Annotated in this window: 16 protein-coding genes; 4 read left to right on the forward strand and 12 right to left on the reverse strand. The window is 63.9% G+C overall.

Features of this window, described 5'->3' with window-relative positions; all coding sequences use genetic code 11:
* Positions 1–13 precede the first annotated feature (13 nt).
* A complete protein-coding gene (locus AC4CS3_RS08535; protein WP_490783071.1) occupies positions 14–2,314 on the forward strand; it encodes an FdhF/YdeP family oxidoreductase in 2,301 nt (766 codons plus the stop codon).
* Positions 2,315–2,329: 15 nt separating this feature from the next.
* On the opposite strand, the gene AC4CS3_RS08540 is transcribed toward AC4CS3_RS08535, so the two are convergent.
* Positions 2,330–2,587, reverse strand: coding sequence for a mycoredoxin (locus AC4CS3_RS08540; protein ID WP_441429747.1), 258 nt, complete (start codon positions 2,585–2,587; stop codon positions 2,330–2,332).
* Positions 2,588–2,711: 124 nt separating this feature from the next.
* On the reverse strand, positions 2,712–3,101 hold the full coding sequence (locus AC4CS3_RS08545; protein WP_437770321.1) for a hypothetical protein: 390 nt from the start codon (positions 3,099–3,101) through the stop codon (positions 2,712–2,714).
* A gap of 205 nt (positions 3,102–3,306) precedes the next feature.
* Between AC4CS3_RS08545 and AC4CS3_RS08550 the strand changes: the two genes are divergently transcribed.
* Positions 3,307–4,506 carry an MFS transporter gene (locus tag AC4CS3_RS08550; RefSeq protein WP_490783072.1) on the forward strand — a complete coding sequence of 400 codons (1,200 nt, stop codon included), beginning with the start codon at positions 3,307–3,309 and terminating at the stop codon, positions 4,504–4,506.
* On the opposite strand, the gene AC4CS3_RS08555 is transcribed toward AC4CS3_RS08550, so the two are convergent.
* The 3 genes from AC4CS3_RS08555 to trxB all read right to left on the reverse strand — a co-directional run bounded on the left by AC4CS3_RS08555 (position 4,496) and on the right by trxB (position 8,140).
* Positions 4,496–5,743 carry an APC family permease gene (locus tag AC4CS3_RS08555; RefSeq protein ID WP_490783073.1) on the reverse strand — a complete coding sequence of 416 codons (1,248 nt, stop codon included), beginning with the start codon at positions 5,741–5,743 and terminating at the stop codon, positions 4,496–4,498. The genes AC4CS3_RS08550 and AC4CS3_RS08555 overlap by 11 nt on opposite strands.
* A gap of 4 nt (positions 5,744–5,747) precedes the next feature.
* On the reverse strand, positions 5,748–6,998 hold the full coding sequence (locus AC4CS3_RS08560; protein ID WP_490783074.1) for an Nramp family divalent metal transporter: 1,251 nt from the start codon (positions 6,996–6,998) through the stop codon (positions 5,748–5,750).
* Between the two features lie 164 nt (positions 6,999–7,162).
* Positions 7,163–8,140, reverse strand: coding sequence for a thioredoxin-disulfide reductase (gene trxB, locus AC4CS3_RS08565; RefSeq protein ID WP_490783075.1), 978 nt, complete (start codon positions 8,138–8,140; stop codon positions 7,163–7,165).
* A 66-nt stretch (positions 8,141–8,206) separates the two neighbouring features.
* Between trxB and AC4CS3_RS08570 the strand changes: the two genes are divergently transcribed.
* Complete coding sequence (locus tag AC4CS3_RS08570) at positions 8,207–8,725, forward strand: GNAT family N-acetyltransferase (RefSeq protein ID WP_490783076.1); 519 nt, start codon at positions 8,207–8,209, stop codon at positions 8,723–8,725.
* 19 nt (positions 8,726–8,744) lie between these two features.
* Here AC4CS3_RS08570 and AC4CS3_RS08575 read toward each other — a convergent pair whose 3' ends face one another.
* The 3 genes from AC4CS3_RS08575 to AC4CS3_RS08585 all read right to left on the reverse strand — a co-directional run bounded on the left by AC4CS3_RS08575 (position 8,745) and on the right by AC4CS3_RS08585 (position 12,255).
* Positions 8,745–9,341, reverse strand: coding sequence for a TMEM175 family protein (locus AC4CS3_RS08575; RefSeq protein ID WP_490783077.1), 597 nt, complete (start codon positions 9,339–9,341; stop codon positions 8,745–8,747).
* Between the two features lie 182 nt (positions 9,342–9,523).
* Positions 9,524–10,567, reverse strand: a complete 1,044-nt coding sequence (locus AC4CS3_RS08580; protein WP_490783078.1) for an NAD(P)-dependent alcohol dehydrogenase — start codon at positions 10,565–10,567, stop codon at positions 9,524–9,526.
* Positions 10,568–10,692: 125 nt separating this feature from the next.
* Positions 10,693–12,255, reverse strand: coding sequence for a CehA/McbA family metallohydrolase (locus tag AC4CS3_RS08585; RefSeq protein ID WP_490783079.1), 1,563 nt, complete (start codon positions 12,253–12,255; stop codon positions 10,693–10,695).
* Positions 12,256–12,488: 233 nt separating this feature from the next.
* On the opposite strand from AC4CS3_RS08585, the gene AC4CS3_RS08590 reads away from it, so the two are divergent.
* Positions 12,489–12,731 (forward strand): hypothetical protein, encoded by a 243-nt coding sequence (locus AC4CS3_RS08590; protein WP_490783080.1) that lies wholly within the window; start codon positions 12,489–12,491, stop codon positions 12,729–12,731.
* Positions 12,732–12,821: 90 nt separating this feature from the next.
* Here AC4CS3_RS08590 and AC4CS3_RS08595 read toward each other — a convergent pair whose 3' ends face one another.
* From AC4CS3_RS08595 to AC4CS3_RS08610, 4 genes are all read right to left on the reverse strand, one after another.
* Positions 12,822–13,424 (reverse strand): DUF305 domain-containing protein, encoded by a 603-nt coding sequence (locus AC4CS3_RS08595; RefSeq protein WP_490783081.1) that lies wholly within the window; start codon positions 13,422–13,424, stop codon positions 12,822–12,824.
* A 155-nt stretch (positions 13,425–13,579) separates the two neighbouring features.
* Positions 13,580–14,008 carry a hypothetical protein gene (locus AC4CS3_RS08600; RefSeq protein WP_490783082.1) on the reverse strand — a complete coding sequence of 143 codons (429 nt, stop codon included), beginning with the start codon at positions 14,006–14,008 and terminating at the stop codon, positions 13,580–13,582.
* A 91-nt stretch (positions 14,009–14,099) separates the two neighbouring features.
* On the reverse strand, positions 14,100–14,930 hold the full coding sequence (locus tag AC4CS3_RS08605) for a slipin family protein (protein WP_490783083.1): 831 nt from the start codon (positions 14,928–14,930) through the stop codon (positions 14,100–14,102).
* Between the two features lie 208 nt (positions 14,931–15,138).
* Positions 15,139–15,324, reverse strand: coding sequence for a hypothetical protein (locus AC4CS3_RS08610; protein ID WP_490783084.1), 186 nt, complete (start codon positions 15,322–15,324; stop codon positions 15,139–15,141).
* Between the last annotated feature and the right edge of the window lie 50 nt (positions 15,325–15,374).

Genomic DNA, 15,374 nt, shown 5'->3' on the forward strand with positions numbered 1-15,374 from the left:
CCGAGGTAGAGCAATGGACAAGAAGCCATCCGTTGTCCACGATTCCGACGCGGACCTCACCGTCGGACCGCCGAAGCGATCCGCCGCGGGTTTGCCCAGCCTGGTGGACTCCTTACCCCATGCGTTGAGCCAGATGGGACCGTCCCGCACCTGGAAGTCCCTGCTGGCCATGAACCAGAAGGACGGCTTCGACTGCATGAGCTGCGCCTGGCCGGATCCTCCGGAGCGGAAGCTGGCCGAGTTCTGTGAGAACGGCGCGAAGGCCGTCGGGTGGGAGGCTGATCCGCTCAAGGTTCCGTCCGGTTTCTGGGAGGCGAACGACGTCGATTCCCTCGCCGAGCGCTCGGAATACTGGCTGGGCCAGCAGGGCAGGCTCGTTGAGCCCGTCTACAAACCTGCCGGTTCGAGCCATTACAGTCCCATCAGCTGGGACAATGCGTTCCGGATTGTTGCCCGTGAACTGAATGCCCTGGAATCGCCCGACGAGGCCACTTTCTACACGAGCGGCCGGACGAGCAACGAAGCCGCGTTCGTCTACCAGCTCTTCGTCCGGGCCTTCGGGACCAACAACCTGCCCGATTGCTCGAATATGTGCCATGAGTCCACGGGGCTGGCCCTCGGTGAGACGCTCGGCGTGGGCAAGTCCGCTGTCAGCTACACGGACTTCGCCAAGGCTGATTTGATCATCATCATGGGCCAGAATCCGGGGACCTGCCATCCCCGGATGCTCACCGCCTTGGAAGAGGCAAAACTCGCCGGTGCCAGCATTGTCGCCGTGAACCCTCTTCCAGAAGCCGGACTCATCAACTTCAAGAACCCGCAACGGCCCCGTGGGCTGGTGGGCAAAGGAACGGACCTGGCGGACCAGTTCCTTCAGATCCGCCTCGCAGGGGACATGGCGTTGCTTCAAGCCGTCTCCAAGCGGGTCCTGGAGGCAGAGAAGGCGGCACCGGGGGCAGTTCTGGACCATGCGTTCGTCGAGGAGCACTGCCAAGGCCTCGAAGAGTTCCAAGCCCATATCGAAGAGCTTGATGAGCAGGACGTCCTCGCCGCAACGGGCTTGAGGGCGGAGGAAATCGATGAGCTCGCCTCCCGCTACCTGCGCGCGGAGAAGGTCATCATTACCTGGGCCATGGGCCTGACCCAGCACAAGAAGGCCGTGGCGACCATCAAGGAGATCGTCAATCTGCTCCTGCTCCGCGGGAACATCGGCAAACCCGGCGCCGGCCCGTCGCCGATCCGTGGGCACAGCAACGTCCAGGGCGATCGGACGATGGGTATTTGGGAGAAGATGCCCGAACCGTTCCTCAACGCCCTGCAGCAGGAATTCGGCTTCGACCCGCCGCGGCACCCAGGCGTCGACTCCGTGGACAGCATCCGCGGCATGCGGGACGGCCGGATCAAGGTGCTCGTCGCGCTCGGCGGAAACCTCGTGCATGCGATGTCGGACACCACTGCGGCCGAGGCAGCCGTCCGCAAGACCCGCTTGTCCGTCCAGATCTCCACGAAGCTCAACCGTTCCCATGCCGTGGTGGGGGAACAAGCGATGATCCTGCCGACGATGGGCCGCACCGAAATAGACCGCCAGGCGAGCGGCGAGCAGTTCGTCACCGTCGAAGACACCGTCTGCGCGGTACACCGTTCGGCGGGAAGGCTGGAGCCGATCTCCGACAAACTCTTGTCCGAAGTGGCGATCGTGTGCCGCATGGCCGGGACGGTACTCGGCAACAAAGTCCCCGTTGATTGGCGAGGTTTCGAGGCAAACTACGACTCAGTGCGCGAGCACATTTCCCATGTGGTGCCGGGCTTTGAGAACTTCAACCAGAAAGCCCGGAGCCGTGACGGCTTCGTCCTGCCCCATGGCCCCCGGGACGAGCGGAAGTTTCCCACCGTCACGGGGAAGGCAATGTTCACGGTCAACGACCTTGAGACGATCCACGTCCCGCAGGGGCGCCTGTTGCTCCAGACCGTGCGCTCGCACGATCAATTCAACACGACCACGTACAGCATGAACGACCGCTACCGGGGCGTGAAGAAGGGCCGCATGGTCCTTTTTGCGCACCGCGACGACCTGGCTGACCTGGGCCTTGCCGATGGCGGCTATGTGGACGTCCACAGCGAAGCCGACGACGGCGTGGACCGGGTCCTGCGCCAGTTGCGGTTGATCGCGTACCCCACAGCCCGCGGTTGTGTGACTGCGTATTACCCGGAAGCGAACGTCCTTGTTCCGCTGGATTCGACCGCCGAGGGCAGCAATACTCCCGCGTCTAAATCCGTGGTGGTGCGACTGGAATCGGTCGCACCACCTGGATAAGTCCGCTATGGCGGTTCAGGCGGCGAGGCGCGCCTCGACCTCGGCGGCGGAAGGGTTCGTGGCAGCGGTACCGTCCGGGAAGAGGACCGTGGGCACGGTCTGGTTGCCGCCGTTCAGCTTCTCCACGAGTGCGGCAGTGCCCTCAACCTCTTCGATGTTGATCTCGTTATAGCCGATGCCCTTGGCGTCCAGCTGCTTCTTCAGTCGGTTGCAATAACCGCACCAAGTGGTCGAGAACATAGTGATGGTGCCGGATTCGGGGGTGAAGTCCACGGATTCTCCTGCCGTCGTTGTTATGAACTATTCGCGTCAACGGTAACCCGGCAGGTGCTATTCCTTTGCGCGCATGTGTCACATGACACGCAAGGGCGAATCGGGCATGGATTTGGCCGCCCGGCTAGAGCGACTCCTCGACGGCGACGCCGGACTGGAACTCGCGGCCGTCGGCTTCACTGAAGGCCGTCATCACGTGTCCCTTGCCAAGGCCGTTGATCGCAGAGAGGGGGAAATGGCCGGTAATGACGTTCCCCGAGTGTTCAACACCCTTGAGGTCGTAATTTTCTTCGGCGCTTTGGTCATGGTTGAACGAGAAGAAGGCAATCGCCTCCCCGTTCATGAACTCGATGCCCAGTCTTCGTTGAGAGGAATAGTCCGGAGTCGCCGCGACCAGGCCCACGACAAAGGCGCCGGAACCAGGGATGTTGCCCTCGATCTCGAACTTCGCCACGAGCGTGGCTTCCGTGGCGGTAATGCTGGCCTGCTTCAGAAGTGCCTCATGGATGCTCATGGCTCAATCCTGCTCTGTGCGACCTCCGCCGTCCACCCCTGATTCGGGTTTTGTCAGAGCTCGCCCGCCGGCAGGATCTGATCGGGGCGACGTCCAAAATCAGCCCTGACCAGCCGGAAGACCTGCTGATACAGGTACCGGCAGGGCCTCCCTCGCGGCCCGGAAGGCTTCTAGGGTTGAGGGCGTGGATAAACGGAATGGAAGCATGAAGCGTCTGCTCGTCCCCTCTGCGGCGCTGTTGTGGGGGCTCCAGTTCGCGTTCCTCAACCCTGCCCTGGCCATCCTGCTGGTGGCCCTCTTCAACGCCACCCCGGCCGAGGTGGGATGGGTTCTCGCCGTCTACAATGCCAGCGGCTTCGTCGCGTCCCTTCTCGTGCCGGCCTATGCAGACCGCGCAAACGACTACCTGCGTCCCATGCTGGCCTGCGGCGTCCTGACCTTGGCGCTGTCCGCCCTCCTGGCCGTGAGCACTTCGCTGCCGCTCGCCGTCGTGGGCTTGATCGTCCTGGGCGGCCCGGCGGGGGTCGGCAGCTCGCTGCTGTTCGCCCACCTCAGGCACTCAGGTGCCGGAGCGACCGATGTGGTGAACACGCGCGCAATTGTCTCCTTCGCCTGGGTGGCCGGGCCGCCCCTCGCGACATTCATCATGGGCGCCCTGGGCAATCGGGCCATCCTGCTCGCCCTCGGTGCGGTCGCCGTCCTCAATGTCGCCACCACTGCTGCCATGATTTCCCGGCGGCGCGCTGCCGCCGTCGAGGATCGGCCCAGGGCTCATGGCGAAGAGGATGGGCACCCGTTCTCGAAAACGGGGGTCGCCGCCGTCGTCCTCGGCTTTATCGCCCTGCAGGCAACCAACAGCGCCGCTGTGTCCATCATGGGCCTTTTCGTGACCCAGGGGCTCGGCGTGGACATCATCTGGGCGGGCATCGCGCTCGGCGTGTCTGCCGCGCTTGAGATCCCGGCGCTCTTCCTGATCGGGCGGCTCGCGCGCCGCTACTCCAGCCGGGCGCTCATTGCGTCGGGATGCGTGGCCGGGATCGCCTACTACGCGGCCATGGCTTTTGTCTCCAACCCGGCCACCCTGATTGCGCTCCAGGTCCTGAATGCCTGGTTCTTCGGGATCGTGGCGGGTGTGGGGCTGACCTTGTTCCAGCGGCTGATTCCGCGTCCGGGCCTGGCCTCCGGCCTCTACACCAACACGAGGCGCGTCGGCGCCATCGTTTCGGGTCCGATCATCGCTTTGGGATCGACGACGGCGTTCGGCTACCAAGGCGTCTTCGCGGCTTGCGCGGCTCTCACTGTCCTGGCCCTGCTTGTCATTGGGTTGGCCGGGCGGCCGTCGCGGCGGATGCCGCCGAAGGAACGGCCTGCTGCCTCCGCGCCCGCACACGACGCTATCGCTTAAGCCTGACCACGCGCAGGATGATGCCGGCCGCGAACATGAGCACGCCCAGGCCTGCCGATAGCGGCGGAAGCGTGGCCACGAGGACTACGCAAGCCAGTGCGCCGAACACTTGGAGCGCTTTGGGGTATCGGCGGTCTTCGGCCGGCTGGGTGAACGCCGCAATATTGGCGACCAGGTAGTAGATGAGCACACCGAAAGAAGAGAAGCCGATCGCGCCGCGCAAGTCGGCGACCGCGACGATCACGCAGATCACGACGGCGAGGGTGACTTCGGCGCGGTGCGGGACACGGTAGCGGGGATGGACTGCGGCGAGCCAGTGCGGCAGGTCGTGGTGCCTGGCCATTGCCAGGGTGGTCCGGCCCAAGCCGGCGATGAGCGCCAGCAGGGCCCCGAGGGAGGCGACGGCGGCTCCCACGCGGACCACCGGAACGGCCCAGGAAAAAGTCCCGGCTCCGACCGCGGCAGCGAGCGGCGTTGAGGTGCCGGCCACACGGTCCGGGCCGAGAGTGGCGAGAAGGGTCACCGCGATGATCGCGTAGAGGACGACGGCGATGCCCAGCGCGATCCCTATGGCACGTGGAATGGCGTGCCGGGGGTCGCGGACTTCCTCTCCCATGGTCGCGATCCTCGCGTAGCCGGCGAAGGCGAAGAACAGCAACCCGGCTGATTGGAGGATCCCGTACCAGCCGTGTGCAAGCAGTCCATCGCCGGGGATGTTGGCCGGGGACGGAGCTGAACCGCCCCAGCAGGCTGCCACGCCAATGGCGAGGGCCGCCAGTACTGCGAGAACGAGGATGCGTGTGAGGCCGGCTGTGCGGGTCACCCCGTGATAGTTCACGGCGGCGAGGACGACGACGCCGGCGATCGCCACGGGACGTTCCCACCCCGGAGGGGCCGCATAGGCGGCGAAGGTCATGGCCATGGCCGCCGCGCTGGCGGTCTTCCCGATGACGAATCCCCAACCGGCCAGATATCCGGACCACGGTCCCAGCCGTTCACGACCGTAAACGTAGGTCCCGCCCGACGTCGGGTATGCGGCGGCGAGTTGGGCGGAGGACGTCGCGTTGCAGAATGCCACAGCAGCCGCGACGACGAGTCCAACCAGCAATCCTGATCCCGCGGCGGCAGCGGCCGGAGTGAAGGCCGCGAACACGCCGGCGCCGATCATGGAGCCCAACCCGATCACGACCGCGTCAAAGGTGCCCAGCCGACGGGCCAGGGCCTGGGGGTTGCTCATGGACCTAGGACTTCCCTGTGACGGTCAAGACGATGAGGACACAGTTGAGGCCCACAATCAGTGCGGCGCTGGTCCACCCGGCAATCTTCAATGCCGTGGAATCCGTGTGGATGCCCATGACCTCGCGCTTGCCGGTGAGCCGGATGAGCGGAATCAAGGCGAAAGGAATGCCGAAGCTCAGCAGGACTTGACTCAACACGAGCGCCAGGGTGGGTTCGATGCCCGCGCCGAGAATGACGAGGGCAGGGACCAGCGTGACTACCCGGCGGAGCAGCAAGGGCACCCGGATCTTGAGGAGTCCGCCCATGACCGTTGCGCCGGCGTAGCATCCGACGGAGGTCGAAGCGAGGCCCGAGGCTAGCAAGCCAACGCCGAAAGCCACGCCGATGACTGGACCAAGGGCAGATGTCACAGCGGCATGGGCCCCGGCGATGGTGTCGGTTCCTTCGACTCCCCGCAGGCTGGACGCGGCCAAAAGGAGCATGGCGATGTTCACGACTCCGGCCAGCATCAAAGCGGCCGCGACGTCAACGCGGGTGGTCCTGATGAGCCTTGTCCGTACAACGGGATCTTCCGAGAAACCATGCCGGTCACGGGCCAGGGCCGAATGCAGGTAGATGGCATGCGGCATGACGGTGGCGCCGAGCATGCTCGCAGCGAGGAGGACAGTGTCCGTGCCTTCGAACCGCGGCACCAAACCAGCCAATACTCCACCGGTCTCGGGGGGATTGACGAAGAGCCCCGAAACGAAACCGACGGCGATGACCGCCAGGAGCATCATGATGGCGTACTCAAAGGACTTCTGGCCCCGTGACGACTGGAGCGCCAGGAGCAACATGGATGCCATTCCGATGATGATTCCACCCATGAGGAGCGGCAGTCCGAAGAGAAGGTTGAGGGCTACCGCTCCGCCGATGACTTCGGCCATGTCGGTAGCCCCGGCAACTACCTCTGCCTGGACCCAGAACAGTCTGCGGCGGTGGGTTCCCAAGCGTTTGCCCAGGAGTTCCGGAAGGCTTTGTCCGGTTGCCAAGCCAAGTTTTGCGGACTGGTACTGCACCAGGACCGCCATGATGTTTGCCGCTACCAGGACCCACACGAGCAGGTAGCCGTAGTTGGCTCCGGCAGTAAGGTTTGCCGCGACGTTTCCAGGATCCACGTATGCGATCGCAGCCACGAAAGCCGGACCCAACAAAAGCAGCCGGGACTTCCACCGGGTCTTGCTCGCCGGTCGCTCCGCGATAGTCGCAGCCATGGCTTCCTCAACATCGGGGATACGGACATGATGAGGATACCGTTAAGTTAGGCATGCCGAAAAGTGGGTTTTAGGTCCAGCTTGATTAACGTGCCCAACTGACTGGCATTAGTTGTCGCTTTGAGCCCTCAAAACGACATCAACTGCGAGCCAGTTGGGTGGGTTCAGGCGTGGGTGGGTTCTTCCACCAGCGCCGTGGCGATGCTGTCCGCGTCGTCGAGCGCGGCGAGGTACCGCTCGGCATCCAGCGCCGCTGCGCAACCCGTGCCGGCGGCGGTGATGGCCTGGCGGTAGCGGTGGTCCACCGCGTCACCGCAAGCGAAGACTCCGGAGAGATTGGTCACCGTGGTGGGGGAGTCCACTTTGATGTAGCCCTCAGCGTCGAGCTCCACTTGTCCCGCAACAAGGTCCGTTCGAGGGACATGTCCGATGGCCACGAATATGCCCGTAGCCGCATGTTCACGCGATTCGCCGGAACGTGTGTCGGCCAGGGTCACCCCGGTGACTTTGGTGTCGCCGTGGATGGCGGTGATGGCGGAATTCCACGCGAAGCGGATTTTCGGATTGTCCTTGGCCCGCTGGGCCATGATCCGGGAGGCCCGGAGCTCTTCCCTGCGGACAACCACGGTCACGGCCTTTGCGAACCGGGTCAGGAACATCGCTTCTTCCATCGCGGAATCACCGCCGCCCACCACGATGATTTCCTGCTCGCGGAAGAAGAAGCCGTCGCACGTGGCGCACCACGAAACGCCGTGACCGCTCAGTCTCTTCTCTTCGGGCAAGCCGAGTTCCTTGTAGGCGGAACCGGTTGCAAGGATGACAGCCGGTGCCTCGTGGGTGTCGCCCGAGCCGGTGACCACACGTTTGAGGTGGCCACGCAGCTGGACTTCAGTGACGTCGTCGAACGCTATCTTGGCGCCGAAGCGCTCGGCCTGCTCCTGGAGGCCATCCATGAGCTCGGGGCCCTGGATTCCAGCGGGGAAGCCGGGGAAGTTCTCCACCTCCGTGGTGTTCATCAACGCGCCGCCGGCGGTGACCGATCCGGCAAGGACGAGGGGGCTCAGGCCCGCCCGGGCGGCATAGATTGCCGCGGTGTAGCCGGCAGGGCCGGATCCGATGATGATCAGCTGTTCTTTGCTCATGGGACAAGTGCAACAAGGTCGGGGACTTCAATCAAGGGCTCGTCAATCCACGTGCATAATGGGTGGATGTCCAGCGAAGCCGGAGCCGTCCTGATCCGGCCCATGAGTCCCGATGATTGGCCCGAGGTCCGTGCGATTTTCACGGAGGGTATCGAGACCGGGCAAGCAACCTTTGAGGCGGCAGCTCCTGACTGGGAACAATTCGACGCGAGCCGCCTTCCTGATCACCGATTCGTGGCTGTTGCGTCCGGCCACGTGGTGGGATGGACGGCCGTTTCCATGGTGTCTGCGCGCCCCGCTTATGCCGGCGTCGTCGAACACTCCGTCTATGTCGCCGGTTCTGCCCGCGGACGGGGTGTCGGAAGCCTGCTGCTGAAAGCGCTGGCCGCGTCGACCGAAGAGCATGGCATCTGGACCATCCAGTCGAGCCTTTTCCCCGAAAACCAAGCCAGCATCCGCCTTCACCAGGCCAATGGCTTCACCATCGTTGGCCGCCGTGAACGCATCGCACGAATGAGCGCGGGCCCCCTTGCCGGCCAATGGCGGGATACGCTCCTGCTTGAACGGCGCTCACGCCGGGTCTGAGGTGCTTCGGCGGCTCGCGCTACTCCGCTCGCTCCTGGTGTGCGCGGATGACAAAGTGTTCAACGCGGCGGTCCGGAACCAGCCAGATCAAAGCCACGACGGTGTACGCGGCGACGGCAAGCAAAGGATGCAGAAGACAGAGGCCAAGGCCGGCCAGATAGATGAGCGGCGACGTCTTCCCCTTCCAGTCCCGGCCAATCGCCTGGGCGAGCGCACCCTGCCGTCCCTGGTGCCGGATCAACGACTGCTGCAGGACGAAGTAGGCAATCGCGGCGCAGAGCAGGTTGAACCCGTATGCCAGCACGGGGACCTCGGCGAAGCCCGACTCATCCATCCAACGTGTGCTGAACGGGAAGAGGGATATCCAGAACAACAGGTGCAGGTTCGCCCACAGTATCCGGCCGTTGACTCGATCCGCCAGATGGATCATGTGGTGGTGGTTGTTCCAGTAGATCCCCACGTAGACGAAACTGAGCAAGTAGCTGAGGAACGTGGGAAAGACGCTGAGCAAGGCATGCCAGCTCGGTTCCGGCGGAACCCGCAGCTCAAGCACCATGATGGTGATGACAATGGCCAGGACGCCGTCACTGAATGCCTCGAGTCGGTTCTTGTTCATCGGATTGCCTTCATGGGGACATCATCGTTGCTGCGGGCTCCCGCGGCCAAGAGAGGCTCGCGGACAGCAAAAAGTCCCTGCGCGGCACAAGCGAGCGGCCGGTGCCACGTGCTTGTGCCCCGCAGGGACCTTATTTACGGGGAGGGACGGGACCCGCGCACTGACGTTACGCTTGCCCTCGCCTAGCCCAGTGTGGACGCGTCAATGACGAAGCGGTACCGCACATCGGAGGCGAGCACGCGCTCGTAGGCGTCGTTGATTTTCTCGGCCGGGATGACCTCGATCTCGGCGCCAAGTCCATGTTCGGCGCAGAAGTCGAGCATTTCCTGGGTCTCGCGAATGCCGCCGATCGCTGATCCCGCGAAGGAGCGGCGTCCCGTGATGAGTGAGAACACGTTGACCGGTAGCGGTTCGGCCGGTGCACCTACGTTCACCAGCGCGCCATCGAGGGCCAGCAACTGAAGGTAGGAGCTGATGTCGATGGGGGCACTGACGGTGTTGATGATCAAGTCGAAGGTTCCCGCAAGCTCTTCGAAGGTGGCCGGGTTGCTCGTGGCGAAGTACCGGTCCGCGCCCAAGCGCAGGCCATCTTCCATCTTCTTCAGCGATTGGGACAACACCGTGACTTCGGCGCCCATGGCGTGTGCGAGCTTGACGGCCATGTGGCCCAAGCCGCCGAGTCCGACGACGCCGACCTTCTTGCCCGGGCCGGCACCCCAATGCCGGAGCGGCGAATACGTGGTGATGCCTGCGCACAGCAGGGGGGCGGCGGCGTCGAGCTCTATCCCTTCGGGGATCCGCACCACGAAGTCCTCGGTCACGACGACGTGGGTGGAGTAGCCGCCCTGGGTGATGGTCCCGTCGCGGTCAACGGCGCCGTAGGTCCCGGTCATGCCTTTCAGGCAGTACTGCTCCTCGCCCTTGCGGCAGTTCTCGCATTCGCGGCAGGAGTTGACCATGCAGCCGACGCCGACGCGGTCGCCGACCTTGTGGCGGGTCACTTCGGAGCCGATTTCGGTGACAATTCCGGCGATTTCGTGTCCGGGCGCGAGTGGATAGGATTGCGGTCCCCAGTCGCCGCGGACGGTGTGGATGTCTGAATGGCAGATGCCTGCGTACTTGATCTCGATCAGCACGTCGTGGGCGCCGACGTCGCGGCGCTCAATGGTGGTCGGAACGAGCCCTTCGCTCGCGGACGGGGCGGCGTAAGCATTTACGGTCAGCATTATTCTCCTGTTAGTGGACGGAGGATTGGCACTATCCACCCAACACGAGATTTCCGATGTGAGGGAGTCCCTGCTGGTAGGGGTACTGGCAGGGCCTCCCTCAACTCAATCGGATCTGTTGCCGACTAGCTGGCGCCCAGGAAGATCGGGTTCGTCAGCGCCGCCATGGGCCCGAGGGGGATGACCGTTCCCATCTCCGTACCGCTTCCGGACGTTCCGTCGATCTTCGGATGCCGGACCTCCACGCGCACGTACGCCGCAAGCTGCGGGGTGGTAACCCACGTGCTGGTTCCCTGACCCGACGCGGGAAGCGTCACCTGCTGGGTCTGTCCTTCGTCCGTGATGAAGCGTACGACGCCGTTCGGCACGCCGGCGATTTTCGCCGTCACCGTGACAGGGGCGTCCGCCGCAACCTTGAGCCGGTCGCCAACGGTCGCACTCTTGCCGCCGGACGTGACCTGGAAGTCCACCGAGACGTCGGCGGACTCGGCGATCCAGTTCCGGCCATTGCGGATGCCGTCAAGCAGGGCATCGCGGGACAATGCTGCGGCGTTGACCACGTTGTGGGGGAAGCCGATGACCTGCGGGGCGCTGTGGGCGTCGCTGTTGCCCATCGCGGGGAGCCACCGGCCCCCCGTGCGCACGGAATGGGCCAGCATTGAGTCCCACGTGTTGACGGAGGACTCATCGTCAATGGTCCATGGGCCCGTCCATACCTCTACGGCGTCGGCGTCGTCGTAACCGAACTTCCAACGGCAGGCGACATACGGGCAGTACGGGTGGGCCGGAACAACAATGCCCCCCGAGGAGTGGATCCGCTGGGCTTCCTGCTCGAACCCCTTGTCGCGGGCCCGGTAGCGCCAGTCGATCCATTCGCCCGGCTCCAGGCCGAGCGCGAGGTAGTGACCGTTTCGCGTGGTGACTTCCTCGCCCGTGAGGATGAGGAGGTCGTTGCCGGCGAGCGGTCCCCAGACGCCGTGCGATGCCGGAGTGTTGTGATCCGTGGAGATCATGAAGTCGAGACGCGCGGCGCGGGCGCCGGCTGCGACTTCCTCGGGGGTGCGCTTTCCGTCGGAGTAGACGGTGTGCAGGTGCGCGTCGCCGCGGTACCAGGCTGCGCCGCGGCCGGCGATCTGCTGCGGCGGGTACTGGGGCTTGAAAGGAGTGACGTCGGGTCCGTACTCAAGGGTGACGTTCACGGTGTAGTCAAGGCCCTGCTCGGCCACCTGGTAAGGGCCGAGAACGACGTTCCACGTGCCCTTTCCAATCGATCCCGGCAAGTAGCCCGGCGTCGTTTCGCCCGCGCTGATGCTGAATTCGGTCCGGAAACCGCCGGACCAGCCGCGGAAACCCTTTCCAGCGAGGTCGGTGCCCTTCTCATCGAAGATTCCGATGTCGCAGGCGTTCCCGAGGAGGCCTGAGGCCACCTGGGGCTTGCTGTAGGTGTACGAAACGCTGATCTTGTTGACGCCAGCCGGGACCTCGATCGGCAAATAGACGAAGTCTGCGGCGCCCGGATCCAGATGGCCGGTGATCGTCTTGGTCTTGCTGGTTCCGGTAGCGGCTGCCGCGAACGAAACCGGGGCCAGGGTCAAGGCCGCGCCGGTCAGTGCGGCGGCCAGGAAGCCGCGCCGGGTAGAGGAGAAGGAGACATTTTCGCCCGAATGGGCTTTGCATGGTGAAGTCACTCCCTCGATGTTGCCTACCGTTACTGAACAGTAGGCAACGGAACCAAGAACGCAGCATGAAACAAGGGTCGCAGGCAAGCGGCGTCCAGTTAGTGGGCTGGTCATGTTTGGACCCTTGCCATGAGCGACGCCCGGCCTTACTGTTCTTGGCATGCACCAAGGGCTGGGGCGACGGCGCAAACCATTCCCATGTACCGAACAGGACGGTGTTTTAGATGTGCGATATTCCGGGTTTGATCAGTCGCCTTGAGGCCGAAGACCTAGCTCGATTGCGCGAGGCAGGCAAAGAAAAGCCCCTGGAGCCGGGGATGATCGCCGCGATAGATGCCGCGGCCGGCGGCCCAGGCGAAGGCCGCGGTTACTACGTTGTCAGTGGTTCCCTGTATCCGGTCGACGCCAGGGAATACCACCTCAGGGAAGATGTGGCGGAAGCGCTGTTCGCGGTGGAAGAAACCTCCGTAGGCGTCACGGCATAGGCCCGGAAGACGTCCTTGTCCAGGCCACCGGCACCGGCCCACACTGGAAAACCAGGTGGACCGGTGCTTTGGGCTACAGGGTGCTTTGGGCTACAGGGTTCCCAATAGTTCCTGCATTTCCTTGATCTCGGCCTCCTGGGCCGTCACGATGTCCTTGCCGAGTTTGAGGGCATCGGCGTTCTTACCGTCGGCGCCTTCCTTTTGCGCCATGGCCACCGCCCCTTGGTGGTGGGCGATCATTTGGGTCAGGAACAGCCTGGCTGCTTCGCGGCCTTGGGCGGCCTCGAGTTTCTTCAAGTCCTCGTCGCCCACCATTCCGTTCATGCTGTGGTCACCCGACATCCCGGCCGGCTCGTTCCAGTCCTTGAGCCAGCCCGTCATCTTTTCGATCTCCGGGCCTTGGGCTGCCTTGATCCTGCCGGCGAGCGCAGTCACTTGGGCAGGGAGTCCGGTCTTGGCGAGCACGACGTCGCTCATCTGAACGGCCTGGGCATGGTGAGGGATCATCATCCGGGCAAACTCTGCGTCCGGCGCGTTGTGGCCTCCACCCGCGGGCGTGGCCGCACCGGAAGTGTCCACAGCCGAACCGGACGAGGAGGCGCTTCCGTGGTTCATTCCCGGCATATTGCCACCGCCGGTTCCGGCCGAGCAACCGGCAAGCGCGATTGCCGTGGCAACGGTAACAGCGGTCATGGTCAAACTTTTTCTCATGGTTTTGGAGTCCTTCAATCAATCAGCCTGCAGAGCTACGGCTGCGTGGGACGCGCACGGCAAAGGCCACCGTGTGGGCGGCGCGTCAGGGTGGTGTCATGTACGACGGGCAGAGCAGCCCGACGCGGCAGTGCATTTTACGTGCGGCTGATGCAGAGATCGCCCGGGGAAGGACTTCCCGGGCGGTGCGAATAGCCGCGGACTTGGGCGCCAGCCTCGGCCGTGACCGCATTGGCATAGGGCGGGACGCCGGGTAGGGGTGCTGTCAGCGTGTTATGGCCCGGAGCAGGGACGCAGACGGCGTGCAGGGCAGACATCTCCGTGCAGGTGCCCGAGCTTGTGCACGACGGCGCGGGTGGAGGAGCCGCGTGGTGGACCGCATGGTGGCTAACGACGGAGGCTTGGCTCACGACGGCGGCCGGGCCCGCCACGGGGGCGGCGTGCATGCTGTGGCCACCCGCCATGACATGCATCCCGAGGATTCCGGCGATGATCGACAGCAGTCCCGCCAACAGGCCGATGCGGAGGAGGAAGGCGGTGGCGCGGCCCCGTAGGGGGTCGGTCATGGTCTTCCTCCTTCTGCGGCTTGTACGCTCGGTTCTCAGCTTACGACGGGTTCAACGAGCATAGGCGCCGTTCAGTTTCACCCTGCCGCCTTCACCCTGCCGCCATAGTCCGGCCCGTCATGGTCCTCGGTGGCTGCGCGGCTTTAGCGGCAGCGGCTTCGCGGGCAAGGAATGCTCCGAGCTCGCCGATAGTGCTCATCAAGGGCGCCGGGAAGACAACCGTGGTGTTCTTGTCGACGCCGATCTCCACCATTGACTGCAGATTGCGCAACTGCAAGGCCAGTGGGTGGGCCATCATGGTGTCGGAAGCCATGCCCAGAGCAGCGGCGGCCAATGACTCGCCTTCGGCGGCGATGATCTTTGCGCGCTTCTCACGTTCGGCCTCGGCCTGGCGGGCCATGGCGCGCTTCATGCTGTCCGGCAGTTGGATGTCCTTGAGTTCCACGAGGGTCACTTCGACGCCCCATTCCAAGGTCAGTCCATCCAGGATCTGACGGATGTTGGCGTTGATGACATCCGTCTCTGCGAGTGTTTCGTCAAGCGAGTGCTGGCCCACTACTTTGCGCAGCGTGGTCTGTGCGATCTGGTCAATTGCGGCGTAGACGTTTTCGATGGCGAGGACGGACTTGATGGCGTCCACCACCCGGAAATACGCGACGGCGGAAATGTCCAGGCTGACGTTGTCCCGGGTGATGATGCCTTGGGACTGGATCGGCATGGTGACGATCCGCAGGGAGATTTTCCTTAGACGGTCGACGAACGGAATGATGATCACAAGCCCCGGGGACCGGAGGCCCTGGATCCTCCCCAGCCTCAACAGGACGCCGCGCTCATACTGCGTGACAATGTGGACGGCCATCGCAAACCAGATGACCAGCAGGACAATCAAGACAATCAGCCAGGTGATGGCGTCCGCTGTCATGGCCGCCCACCGGCTTCGTCGCTTAGTGCTGATGCGTTCATGGCGGTGATCCTTCGGTGGCAGTGGAGGGAAAAGGGAGCCCAATTTCCGCAGCGAGGCAGGCGAACCCGCTTACGTTGTATCTCCAGTAAATACCTTGGATTCGCCGAGTTGTAGGGCCACAAATGAAAGGAACGCCCCTCTGGGACGTTCCCTTCAATTTCGTGGCTTAGACCCTTTCGCGGGTCCGGTCGATAACCGGCTCCGGATCGTTCCTGAACTCACGGTGGCGGCGTGGGAAGGACCAGAACATGAAGTCCTTCGCGTCCACCTTGGGCTCAGGGCGTTCCTCGGGTTCCTGTGAGGCATCTTTCCTGGTGTCCCGCCGGAAATCCTTGTTGTAGCCGTAGCACATCACAGACCTCCTTCTAGCAACTGCCCTTTAATCGTCCTCCCGATTCGGCA

The sequence above is a fragment of the Arthrobacter sp. SE2 genome (genome assembly GCF_058244265.1).